This window comes from Kineococcus gurbantunggutensis (assembly GCF_050871925.1).
In the GTDB taxonomy this organism is placed as follows: domain Bacteria; phylum Actinomycetota; class Actinomycetes; order Actinomycetales; family Kineococcaceae; genus Kineococcus.
In genome coordinates this window covers 1-11,167 of the sequence record NZ_JBJLSG010000160.1, presented here as the reverse complement: position 1 = coordinate 11,167, position 11,167 = coordinate 1, and the positions used below count along the sequence as shown (strand labels likewise).

10 protein-coding genes are annotated in these 11,167 nt (G+C 77.0%); all 10 read left to right on the top strand.

Going from position 1 to position 11,167, the window contains the following annotated elements:
- Window positions 1-1,467, top strand: a 1,467-nt coding sequence (locus ACRYR7_RS21220) for an AAA family ATPase (protein WP_432574100.1), incomplete at its 5' end; no start/stop codon positions are given.
- Between the two features lie 122 nt (window positions 1,468-1,589).
- The gene (locus ACRYR7_RS21215) at window positions 1,590-1,856 is read left to right on the top strand and encodes a hypothetical protein (protein ID WP_432574099.1); all 267 of its coding nucleotides are present in this window, start codon (window positions 1,590-1,592) and stop codon (window positions 1,854-1,856) included.
- A gap of 77 nt (window positions 1,857-1,933) precedes the next feature.
- A complete protein-coding gene (ftsY, locus tag ACRYR7_RS21210; protein ID WP_432574098.1) occupies window positions 1,934-3,124 on the top strand; it encodes a signal recognition particle-docking protein FtsY in 1,191 nt (396 codons plus the stop codon).
- Between the two features lie 330 nt (window positions 3,125-3,454).
- Window positions 3,455-4,783, top strand: a complete 1,329-nt coding sequence (locus ACRYR7_RS21205; protein ID WP_432574097.1) for an ammonium transporter — start codon at window positions 3,455-3,457, stop codon at window positions 4,781-4,783.
- A complete protein-coding gene (locus ACRYR7_RS21200; RefSeq protein ID WP_166610627.1) occupies window positions 4,780-5,118 on the top strand; it encodes a P-II family nitrogen regulator in 339 nt (112 codons plus the stop codon). Before ACRYR7_RS21205 ends, ACRYR7_RS21200 begins: the two co-directional genes overlap by 4 nt.
- Window positions 5,119-5,185: 67 nt before the next feature.
- Window positions 5,186-7,564 carry a [protein-PII] uridylyltransferase gene (locus tag ACRYR7_RS21195; protein ID WP_432574096.1) on the top strand — a complete coding sequence of 793 codons (2,379 nt, stop codon included), beginning with the start codon at window positions 5,186-5,188 and terminating at the stop codon, window positions 7,562-7,564.
- A 39-nt stretch (window positions 7,565-7,603) separates the two neighbouring features.
- The gene (gene ffh / locus ACRYR7_RS21190) at window positions 7,604-9,184 is read left to right on the top strand and encodes a signal recognition particle protein (protein WP_432574095.1); all 1,581 of its coding nucleotides are present in this window, start codon (window positions 7,604-7,606) and stop codon (window positions 9,182-9,184) included.
- A gap of 33 nt (window positions 9,185-9,217) precedes the next feature.
- Window positions 9,218-10,333, top strand: coding sequence for an amidohydrolase family protein (locus ACRYR7_RS21185; RefSeq protein ID WP_432574094.1), 1,116 nt, complete (start codon window positions 9,218-9,220; stop codon window positions 10,331-10,333).
- 176 nt (window positions 10,334-10,509) lie between these two features.
- On the top strand, window positions 10,510-10,878 hold the full coding sequence (rpsP, locus tag ACRYR7_RS21180; protein ID WP_432574093.1) for a 30S ribosomal protein S16: 369 nt from the start codon (window positions 10,510-10,512) through the stop codon (window positions 10,876-10,878).
- Window positions 10,879-10,882: 4 nt separating this feature from the next.
- Window positions 10,883-11,122: an RNA-binding protein gene (locus tag ACRYR7_RS21175; RefSeq protein WP_432574092.1), complete on the top strand. Its 240-nt coding sequence runs from the start codon at window positions 10,883-10,885 to the stop codon at window positions 11,120-11,122.
- Window positions 11,123-11,167 lie beyond the last annotated feature (45 nt).

Sequence of the window (11,167 nt, the reverse complement as noted above, 5' to 3'; positions counted from 1 at the left end):
CGCGGCTGGGGAGGGTGGGGGCGGGGGGTGGTTGTCGGCGTGCGCGCCGGGCCCCCGCCCCGCCCCCCCCCCCCCCCCCCCCCCCCCCCCCCCCCCCCCCCCCCCCCCACCACCCGCGACCAGGTCGCCGGGCGGCTCGAGGCCGACCGCGCCCAGCTCGCCGAGCTCGGCGAGCGCTTCGAGGCGGCCTCCACCGCCCCCGAGGACGACGACGCCGCCACCTCCACCGACGAGCGCGACCGCCTGGCCGAGCACGCCCGCGCCCTGGGGCGCGCCGAGACGGAGGCGCGCCTGGCGCTGCGCACCACCGAGGAGCGCGTGCGGGCGCTGGCCGGGCGCGCCGACGCCCTGGAGCGCCAGGCCGCCGAGGAGCTGCGCGCCCGCGAGCGCGCCGCCGCGCGCCGCGCCCGGCGCGCGGAGCAGGTGCGGGTGGCCACCGGGGTGCGCGAGGGCGCCGAGCTGGCCCTGCGGGCCTGGGAGGCCTCCGCGGCGGAGGCGGCGCGCCTGCGGCAGGCCGCCGAGGCCGCGCGCGCCCGCTTCGATGAGGAGGTCGCCGCCGCCCGGCGCGCGGTGGCCTCGCTGAGCGCCGAGCAGCAGCGCCTGGGCGACTCCCGGCACGCCGACGAGGTCGCCCGCGCCCAGCAGCGCTGGCGCATCGACCAGCTGCGCGCCCGCGCCGTGGAGGAGCTGGGCACCGACCCCGACGTCCTGGTCGCCGAGTTCGGCCCCGACCGGCCCGTGCCGCCGTCCCCGCCGGCGCCCGGCGACGCCGAGCCCGAGCAGCCGCCGCAGCCGCGCCCGTACGTGCGCGCCGAGCAGGACAAGCGCCGCCGCGCCGCCGAGCGGGCCCTGGCCCAGCTCGGCACGGTCAACCCGCTGGCGCTGGAGGAGTACGCGGCGATGGAGGAGCGCCACGCGTTCCTCGTCACCCAGTCCGACGACCTCAAGAGGTCGCGCAAGGACCTGCTCGACATCGTCAAGGAGGTCGACGAGCGCGTCGAGCGCGTCTTCGCCGAGGCCTTCGCCGACGTCTCCGCGCAGTTCGAGCAGGTCTTCCCCCGCCTGTTCCCCGGCGGCGAGGGCCGCCTGGTGCTCACCGACCCCTCCGACATGCTGAGCACCGGCATCGAGGTGGAGGCCCGCCCGGCGGGCAAGAAGGTCAAGCGGCTCTCGCTGCTGTCCGGCGGGGAGCGCTCGCTGGCCGCGGTGGCCATGCTCGTGTCGATCTTCCGCGCCCGCCCCAGCCCCTTCTACGTCCTCGACGAGGTCGAGGCGGCCCTGGACGACGCGAACCTCTCGCGGCTGATCACCCTGTTCGAGGAGCTGCGCACCTCCAGCCAGCTCATCGTCATCACCCACCAGAAGCGCACCATGCAGATCGCGGACGCGCTGTACGGGGTGACGATGCGCGGCGACGGCGTGAGCACCGTGGTCAGCCAGCGGCTGCGCGAGCCGGCCCCGGCCTGAGCCCGGGGTGGCCGCGGTGACCGGCCGGTGACGGGATCGCGGCTGATCGGTCACGGAGCGGCAACACCGTCGTGGCGGAGTGGTGCGCGGGTGGCGCGCGGGGCAGTGTTGACCTCGTGGTGATGACGACCCTGATCGTGACGTTCGTCCTCGTGGTGGGGCTCGCGCTGGCGGTCCTGCTGTCCGTCGCCGCGCCGCCCATGCGCGCCCGCGGCAGCCGCCTGGTGGCGCGCCTGGACGCGCTGGCCGAGCGCTGGGCCCCGGTGCTGGTGCGCTCGGCGCACCGCGCCCGCCTGCGCGCGGCCCGCGGGGCGGAGCAGCTGGGTCAGCGCGTCACCGCCCACCGCGCCGGCTCCGGCGACGAGACCCGCGCGGTGCGCGCGCGCTGACCCCGGCACGCCCCTGAGGGCGCGGCGGGCGCGCCGCCCGCCGGGGCCGCCGGCCGCGTCTGGGAGGATCGGCGCCCGTGGAGACCCTGGACATCCTCATCGGCGTCGCGGTCCTGATCGTCCTGGCGGCGGTCGGGGCCGTCGCGGGGCTGGTGCGCCCGCGCCGGCGCCGCTCCTCGCTGCCCCCGGGCGGGGCCGGCCGCTCCAGCCTGGGGCCGCGCTCGGACACCGACCCGCTGCCCGGCGTCGGCGACGACGCCGAGGTGCCGCGGGACTCGCCCAGCCGCGCCGTGGACGTCGTCGAGCTGCCGGAGGAGCCCGCCGGCCCGCCGACCGAGCGCCCCGCCTCCGCCGCCGGGCGCCTGGTGCGGCTGCGCGAGCGGCTGGCCCGCTCCAACTCCGCCCTGGGCCAGGGGCTGCTGGCGCTGCTCTCGCGCGACACCCTCGACGAGTCCACGTGGGAGGAGGTCGAGGAGACCCTCCTGATCGCCGACGTGGGCGTGGGGCCGACCACGGAGATCGTGGAGCACCTGCGCGAGCGGGTGCGGGTGCTGGGCACCCGCGAGCCGGCGCAGCTGAAGGAGATGCTGCGCGAGGAGCTGCTGGCGGCCGTGGGCACCGACGTGGACCGCTCCCTGGCCACCGAGCGCCACGGCGAGCGGCCCGCCGTGGTCCTCGTCGTGGGCGTCAACGGCACCGGCAAGACCACGACCGTGGGCAAGCTGGCGCGCGTGCTCGTCGCCGAGGACAAGGACGTCGTGCTGGGCGCGGCGGACACCTTCCGCGCCGCCGCCGCCGAGCAGCTGGCCACCTGGGGCGAGCGGGTGGGCGTGCCCACGGTGCGCTCCGAGCGCGACGGGGCCGACCCCGCCGCGGTGGCCTTCGACGCGGTGAAGGCGGGCACCGAGGCCGACGCCGACGTCGTCCTGGTCGACACCGCCGGGCGCCTGCAGAACAAGGCCGGCCTCATGGACGAGCTGGGCAAGGTCAAGCGGGTCCTGGAGCGGCACGGGCCGGTCGACGAGGTGCTGCTGGTGCTGGACGCCACCACGGGGCAGAACGGCCTGCGCCAGGCGGCGGTGTTCTCCGAGGTCGTGCAGGTCACCGGCATCGTGCTCACCAAGCTGGACGGCACCGCCAAGGGCGGCATCGTCGTGGCGGTGCAGCGCCAGCTGGGCGTGCCGGTGAAGCTGATCGGGCTGGGGGAGGGGCCGGACGACCTGGCCCCCTTCGAGCCGGAGGCGTTCGTGGACGCGCTGCTGTCCTGACGCGCGCCGCGCCCCGCCGCGCCCCTAAGCGGGCCCCGTCGCACCGCGTGCGGCGGGGCCCGCTCGCGTGCGCCGGCCGCGGCGGCGCTGCGGTCACGGTGCGTCGCGCCCGGCCGACCGGCTGCTGCGGGCGGGCGGCGCGCCGGGGGGCGTAACACGAAGTTCACACGGGGCGGGGGCTCGTCACCGGGGCGAAACACGGGGCGGTCGCGGGCGTAACACGCCGAGTCCACGGTTGACCCGCTCCACCGACCAGCCCGCGGCGCGCAGCCCGCGGCGACCCGTCCCCCCCGCCGGCGCGCGCCGGCCTCGCGGAAGGCCCTGTTGCCCATGGACACCGGTGACACCGCCTGGATCCTCACCAGCGCCTCGTTCGTGCTGCTGATGACGCCCGGCCTCGCGCTCTTCTACGGCGGCATGGTCCGCGCGAAGAGCGTCCTCAACATGATGATGATGAGCTTCGGCGCCCTGGGCCTGATCGGGGTCCTGTGGGTCCTGTACGGCTACTCGATGGCGTTCGGCGACGACGTCGGCGGCGGGCTGCTGGGCGACCCGGCCGAGTACTTCGGCCTCTCGGGCCTGATGGGCGAGGACAACCTCTCCGGCACCCTGCCCGGCATGGCCTTCGTCGGCTTCCAGGCCGTCTTCGCCATCCTCACCGTCGCCCTGATCTCCGGCGCCATCGCCGACCGCGCCAAGTTCGGCGCCTGGATGCTCTTCGCCGGCGTGTGGTCCACCCTCGTGTACTTCCCCGTCGCGCACTGGGTGTTCGCCTTCGACGCCGACGGCTACGTCGGCGGCTGGATCGCCAACCGCCTGGCGGCCATCGACTTCGCCGGCGGCACCGCGGTGCACATCAACGCCGGTGCGGCCGCCCTGGCCCTGGTGCTCGTCCTGGGCAAGCGCAAGGGCTTCGGCCGCGAGCCGATGCGCCCGCACAACCTGCCGATGGTCATGCTCGGCGCGGGCCTGCTGTGGTTCGGCTGGTTCGGCTTCAACGCCGGCTCGGCGGTCACCTCCGGCAACACCGCCGCCGTCGCCTGGGTCAACACCCTGGTCGCCACCTCCGCCGCGATCCTGGGCTGGCTGCTCACCGAGCGCTTCCGCGACGGGCACGCCACCTCCCTGGGCGCGGCCTCCGGCGCCGTCGCCGGCCTGGTGGCCATCACCCCGGCCTGCGCGGCCGTCAGCCCCGTCGGCGCCATCGTCATCGGCGTCCTGGCCGGCGTCCTGTGCGCCCTGGCCGTGGGCCTGAAGTACAAGCTCGGCTACGACGACTCCCTCGACGTCGTCGGCGTGCACCTCGTCGGCGGCCTGTGGGGCACGATCGCCGTGGGCTTCCTGGCCACCGACACCGCCCCCAACGGCGTGAACGGCCTGTTCTTCGGCGGCGGCGTGGACCAGCTCTGGCGCCAGGTCGTCGGCGCCCTCGCCGTCCTGGTCTTCTCCTTCGTGCTCACCTGGGTCATCGGCACCGTCATCCAGCGCACGACGGGCTTCCGCCTGGACGTCGAGGACGAGGTCACCGGCATCGACCAGGTCGAGCACGCCGAGACCGCCTACGACTGGGGCGCCCTCGGCGGCGGCGCCCTGGGTGCCGCCACCCGCCCGGCCGCCCGTCACGCCGCTCCCGCCAGCACCTCGGAGGTCTCCGCGTGAAGCTCCTCACCGCCATCATCAAGCCGCACAAGCTCGACGACGTGAAGTCAGCCCTGGAGTCCTACGGGGTGCAGGGCCTGACGATCTCCGAGGCGTCCGGCTACGGCCGCCAGCGCGGGCACACCGAGGTCTACCGGGGCGCGGAGTACACCGTCGACCTGGTGCCCAAGGTGCGCGTGGAGGTCCTCGTCGACGACGTCGACATCGACGACATCGTCGAGGTGGTCGTCAAGAGCGCCCAGACCGGCCGCATCGGCGACGGCAAGGTCTGGACCCAGCACGTCGAGGACGTCGTGCGGGTGCGCACCGGCGAGCACGGGCCCGACGCCCTGTGAGGCCCGCGCTCCCCGCGGGGCGGCTGCGCGCGGCCGCCCCGCCGCCGCGGCCGGCCCGGCGGTGAGCGTGGACCTGCGCACCGAGCGCCTGGCGCTGGCGGTGCGGGCCGGTCGCCCCGGCCCGCACCGCCGCGCGGAGCTGGTGCAGCTCGTCGAGTCCCGGCTGCGCGACGTGTGGGACCGCGCCGTGGAGCCGCTGCCGCAGCTGCTGGCCGACCCCGACGGCCCCGTCGGCGCCACCACCGGCGTCGCCCTGGCCTGCGTGGGCTCCCTGGCCCGCGGCGACTGCGGCCCCGCCAGCGACGTGGACCTGGTGCTCCTGCACGACGGCCGGCGCCTGGGCGCCGACGACGTGGCCGCCCTCGCCGACCGCCTCTGGTACCCGCTGTGGGACGCGGGCCTGCGCCTGGACCACTCGGTGCGCACCGCCCGGGAGTGCCGCGAGGTCGCCGCCGCCGACCTGGCCGCCGCCACCGGCCTGCTGGACCTGCGGGTGGTCGCCGGCGACGGCGGCCTGGTGGCCCGCACCCGCGGGCACCTGCTGGACGACTGGCGCGCCGGCGCCCGCCGCCGCCTGCCGCAGGTCCTGGAGTCCCTGGCCGAGCGGGCCGCGCGGTGCGGGGAGCTGGCGTACCTGCTGGAGCCGGACCTGAAGGAGGCGCGCGGGGGCCTGCGCGACGCGGTCGCGCTGCGCGCGCTGGCCGCCAGCTGGCTCACCGACCGCCCCCACGGCGCCGTCGACGCCGCCCACGAGGTGCTCCTCGACGTGCGCGACGGGCTGCAGACCTCCTCCGGCCGCCCCGGCGACCGCCTGGTGCTGGCCGAGCAGGACGCCGTGGCGGTCGTGTGCGGCTACGCCGACGCCGACCTGCTGCTGGCCGCGCTGGCGCAGGCCGGGCGCACGATCTCCGCGGCGGTGGACACCACCACCCGCCGCGCCCGCCAGTCGGTGCCCTCGCGCCGCTTCCGCGCCGCCGGCCGTCGCCCCCGGCTGCGCTCGCTGGGCCACGGCCTCGTCGAGCACGACGGCGAGGTCGTCCTGGGCGCCGGCGCCACCCCGGCGGAGGACCCCGTGCTGCCGCTGCGCGCGGCCGCCACCGCCGTGCGCGCCGGGCTGCCGCTGTCGCCGGCGACCCTGGAGCACCTGGTGGGCACCTGCCCGCCGCTGCCCGAGCCGTGGCCGCCCGCCGCGCGCGAGGCGCTGCTGGAGCTGCTGGCCGGCGGGGCCGGGCAGGTGCCGGTGTGGGAGCAGCTGGACCTGGTCGGCCTGGTGGAGCGCTGGCTGCCGGAGTGGACCGCCGTGCGCAACCGCCCCCAGCGCAACGCCGTGCACCGCTGGACCGTGGACCGCCACCTCATCGAGACCGCCGTGGCCGCGCAGGCCTTTGTGCGCGACGTGCCCCGCCCGGACCTGCTGCTGCTGGCCTCGCTGCTGCACGACATCGGCAAGGTGGCCGGCTCGCAGGACCACTCGCGCACCGGCGCCCCGCTGGCGCGCCGGGTCTGCGAGCGCGCCGGCGTGGACGCCGCGGACGCCGCCGTCGTGGAGCGGCTGGTCGCCGAGCACCTGACGCTGGTGGACCTGGCCACGCGCCGCGACCCCGACGACCCGCGCACCGTGGAGGCGCTGGTGGCGGCCGTGGACGGGCGCGCGGACGTGCTGGACCTGCTGCGGGCCCTGACCGAGGCCGACGCGCGCGCCGCCGGCCCGGCGGCGTGGTCGCCGTGGCGCGCGCGGCTCGTGGACGACCTGGTGGCCCGGGCCCGCGCCAGCCTGGCGGGTGAGCCGGTGCCGGCCGTGGGCGGCTTCGACGCCGAGGAGCAGGCCCTGGCGGCGCGGGTGGCCGCCGGCGGCGAGACCCGCGTGGACGTGCGCGAGGTCGACGGCTTCTTCGTGGTGCGCGTGGTCGCCCGGGACCGCACGGGCCTGTTCGCGGACCTGGCCGGCCTGCTGGCCGGGCACCGGCTGCTGGTGCGCTCGGCGCTGGTGCGCACCCTGGGGGGCGTGGCGGTGGACTCCTGGTGGGTGGAGTCGCCCGGCGGCGACGCGCCCTCGGCGGAGCTGCTGCGCCAGGGCCTGGACCGCATCGTCGCCGGCGACGTGGCCCTGCTGGACCGGCTGGCGGCCCGCGACGCGCGCACCCCGCGCCCCGGCGGCGGGGCGCGCTCGCTGGTGGCCCACCCGCGCGTGGTGATCCTGCCCGGCGCCTCGGAGCGGGCCACCGTGCTGGAGGTGCGCGCCGCGGACCGCCCGGGCCTGCTGCACGCCCTGGGGCGGGCGCTGGCCGCCGAGGGCCTGGACATCCGCTCCGCGCACGTGGCCACCTACGCCGCGCAGGCGGTGGACACCCTGTACCTGGCCGAGCCGGACGGGCGGCTGCTGACCCCGCCGCGGGTGGCGGTGGCGGTGCGGGCGCTGTCCGACGCGGCGGAGGTGCCGGGCTGAGCGGCGGGCCCGGGCCGCGCCTCACGTAGGCTGTGGGACGTGTTCGCCACGCTCTCCGACCGCCTCACCGCGACGTTCAAGTCCCTGCGCGGCAAGGGGCGCCTGTCCGAGGCCGACGTCGACGCCACGGTCCGCGAGATCCGCCGCGCCCTGCTGGACGCGGACGTCGCGCTGAGCGTCGTGCGGCAGTTCACCGCGCAGGTGCGCGAGCGGGCCCTGGGCGAGGAGGTCTCCCAGGCGCTGAACCCCGCCCAGCAGGTCGTCAAGATCGTCAACGAGGAGCTCGTCGCCGTCCTCGGCGGCGAGACGCGCCGGCTGCGCTTCGCGAAGAACCCGCCGACCGTGATCATGCTGGCCGGCCTGCAGGGCGCCGGCAAGACGACGCTGGCCGGCAAGCTGGGCCGCCACCTCAAGCACAACGGGCACCGCCCGCTGCTGGTGGCCTGCGACCTGCAGCGGCCCAACGCCGTCAACCAGCTGCAGATCACCGGTGAGCGCGCCGGCGTGGACGTCTTCGCGCCCGAGCCGGGCAACGGCGTGGGCGACCCGGTCGCCGTCGCGCGCGCCGGCGTGGAGCACGCCCGCCACCACCACTTCGACGTCGTGGTCGTCGACACCGCCGGCCGCACCGGCGTGGACGCCGAGATGATGCAGCAGGCGGTCGACATCCGCGCCGCCGTGACGCCCGACGAGGTCCTCTTCGTCCTCGACGCCATGATCGGCCAGGACGCCGTGGCCACCGCCACCGCCTTCCAGGACGGCGTCGGCTTCGACGGCGTGGTCCTCACCAAGCTCGACGGCGACGCCCGCGGCGGCGCGGCGCTGTCGGTGCGCCAGGTCACCGGCCGGCCGGTGATGTTCGCCTCCACCGGCGAGAAGCTCGACGACTTCGAGCTGTTCCACCCCGACCGGATGGCCTCGCGCATCCTGGACATGGGTGACGTCCTCACCCTCATCGAGCAGGCCGAGAAGGCGTTCGACGCCGACCAGGCGCAGTCCATGGCGGCCAAGTTCGCCGCCGACGAGGACTTCACCCTCGACGACTTCCTGCAGCAGCTCAACGCCGTGCGCAACATGGGCTCGATCAAGAAGATGCTCGGGATGCTGCCGGGCATGGCGCAGGTGCGCGACCAGCTCGACGCCTTCGACGAGCGCGAGTTCGACCGCATCGAGGCGATGGTGCGCTCGATGACCCCGCTGGAGCGCCGCCAGCCGCGCATCATCAACGGCTCGCGCCGCGCCCGCATCGCCGCCGGCTGCGGGCAGAGCGCCTCGGCCGTCAACGACATGCTCGAGCGCTTCGGCCAGGCGCAGAAGATGATGCGCCAGATGCGCAAGGGCCTCGGCGGCGGCGGCCTGCCGGGCATCCCCGGGATGCCGGGCGTGCCGGGCGGGGCCTCCAAGAAGCAGAAGGCGCGCGTCGCGGCGGCCAAGGGCCGCAAGGCCAAGTCCGGCAACCCGGCCAAGCGCGCCGAGCAGGAGCGCGCGGCCGCTTCGCGCGCCGTGACCGCCGGGGAGGGCGCCGGCTCGGCGTTCGGCGCGCCGCAGCCGCCGGCCGAGTTCGACCCCTCGCAGCTGAACCTGCCCAAGGGCTTCGACAAGTTCCTCGGCGGCCGCTGAGCCCCGGCGCCCGCCCGAGCCCCGGCGCCCGCCGTGACCGCCCCCGAGGCCCTGCACCTGAGCGGGCCGGTGCTCACCGGCCCGGACGAGGTGCGCGGGCAGGCGTGGGTGCTCGGCGGGCGCCTGACCTTCGAGCGCCCCGCCGGGGCCAGCACGACCGAGCTGCCCGGCTGGGTGCTGCCCGGCCTGGTCGACGCGCACTGCCACGTCGGCGTCGGCCCCAGCGGGCGGGTCGACGACGCCACCAGCGAGGCCCAGGCGCTCACCGACCGCGACGCCGGGGCGCTGCTGCTGCGCGACGCCGGCTCGGCCTCGGAGACGCGCTGGGTCGACGAGCGCGAGGACCTGCCGCGCATCGTGCGCGCCGGCCGGCACATCGCCCGCACCCGGCGCTACCTGCGCGGGCTGGCCCACGAGATCGAGCCCGAGGACCTCGTGGAGTTCGTGCGCGCCGAGGCCCGGCGCGGCGACGGCTGGGTGAAGCTGGTGGGCGACTGGATCGACCGCTCCCGCGGCGACCTGGCGCCGTGCTGGCCCGCCGACGTGCTGCGCGCCGGCGTCGAGGCCGCCCACGAGCTCGGCGCCCGCGTCACCGTGCACCACTTCGGCGAGGAGGGCGTGGAGGACCTGCTGGCCGCCGGCGTCGACGGCGTCGAGCACGGCACGGGCCTGACGGCCGCCACGGTCGAGGCGGTCGCCGCGCGCGGGGTGGCCGTCGTGCCGACCCTGGTCAACATCGCCACCTTCCCCGGCATCGCCGAGCGGGGGGAGGCGAAGTTCCCCGCCTACGCCGCGCACATGAGGGCGCTGCACGCGCGCCGGTACGCCACGGTCGCCGCCCTGCACGAGGCCGGCGCGCCGGTCTTCGCCGGCACCGACGCCGGCAGCGTCCTGCCGCACGGCCTCGTCGTGGACGAGCTGCACGAGCTCGCCGCGGCCGGCCTGCCGCGCACCGCCGCCCTGGACGCGGCGACCTGGTCCGCGCGCCGCTGGCTGGGCCACCCGGCGCTGGCCGAGGGCGCCGGCGCGGACCTGCTGGTGCTGGACGGCGACCCGCGCGCCGACCTGGGCGTGCTGCGCGCCCCGCGCGCGGTGGTGCTGCGCGGGCGCGTCGTGGCCGGCGCCGCGGCGGGCCGGGCCCCGCGCTGACCGCCCCGGCGGGGAGCGGTCGAGGACGGCGGACGACCTCTGGCACAATGGCGGGTGCACCCGAACGCCCAGGGACCCTCTCACCCGGGGACGTTCGCGTCCACGAGCACCACCTGCCGGCGTCCCCACACCGGGCGGTGGCCGCTCACCCTGAACAGAACCGGAGACTCCCGCACGTGGCTGTCAAGATCCGACTGAAGCGCCTCGGCAAGATGCGCTCGCCGCAGTACCGCGTCATCGTGGCCGACTCGCGCTCCAAGCGCGACGGTCGCGCCATCGAGGAGATCGGCGTCTACAACCCGATGACGCACCCCTCGACCATCGAGATCAAGTCCGAGCGCGCGCAGTACTGGCTCGGCGTGGGCGCGCAGCCGACCGAGCAGGTCGCCGCGCTGCTCAAGGTGACCGGCGACTGGCAGAAGTTCAAGGGCACCAAGGGCCAGGAGGGCCGCTACCAGCAGCCGTCCACCACCACCAAGCAGGCCACCAGCGCCTCCGCCGCCCCGGCCCCGGCCGCCGCTGCGGAGACCTCCTCGGAGTCCTGACCCGGTGCTCGCGGACGCCCTCGAGCACCTCGTGCGCGGCATCGTCGGGCACCCGGACGACGTGCGCGTGACGTCCAAGGCGTCGCGCCGCGGCTCCCTGCTCGAGGTCCGCGTGCACCCGGAGGACCTGGGCCGGGTCATCGGCCGCTCCGGCCGCACGGCCAAGGCGCTGCGCACCGTCATCGGTGCCCTCGCCGCCGGCCGGCAGGTCCGCGTCGACCTCGTCGACGTCGACCGCCGCTGACGCACCACCCCCGGCGAGCGCCGGGGTCGCCCCGGCGACCCCGGC

Coding starts and splice junctions, on each gene's coding strand:
- ACRYR7_RS21215 (WP_432574099.1), top strand. CDS start 1,590: ATGACGACCCTGATCGTGACGTTCGTCCTCGTGGTGGGGCTCGCGCTG.
- ACRYR7_RS21205 (WP_432574097.1), top strand. CDS start 3,455: ATGGACACCGGTGACACCGCCTGGATCCTCACCAGCGCCTCGTTCGTG.